2 tRNA genes are annotated in these 301 nt (G+C 48.2%); both read left to right on the plus strand.

Annotated elements, in window-relative coordinates:
• Positions 1-134: 134 nt before the first annotated feature.
• A tRNA-Asn gene (locus tag AAHB12_RS31530) sits at positions 135-209 on the plus strand.
• A gap of 1 nt (position 210) precedes the next feature.
• A tRNA-Thr gene (locus tag AAHB12_RS31535) sits at positions 211-283 on the plus strand.
• The last annotated feature ends 18 nt before the right edge of the window (positions 284-301 follow it).

A 301-nucleotide genomic window follows, 5' to 3' on the forward strand; every position in this document is an offset into this window, starting at 1 on the left:
AGCTCTTCAGCGCCGATGGTAGTTGGGGGTTTCCCCCTGTGAGAGTAGGACGTCGCTAGGCTAGCCTTGTTAGGCTGTTATACAGTTTTGAGACCTGGAACAAAAGCTTTTATTGAAACGACTATGAACCATATTCCGCAATAGCTCAGCGGTAGAGCAATCGGCTGTTAACCGATAGGTCGTAGGTTCGAATCCTACTTGCGGAGCCATGCTTCCATAGCTCAGTAGGTAGAGCACTTCCATGGTAAGGAAGAGGTCACCGGTTCAAGCCCGGTTGGAAGCTCTTGAAGTATTTATTTTT

It is taken from the genome of Bacillus sp. OTU530 (assembly GCF_038440375.1).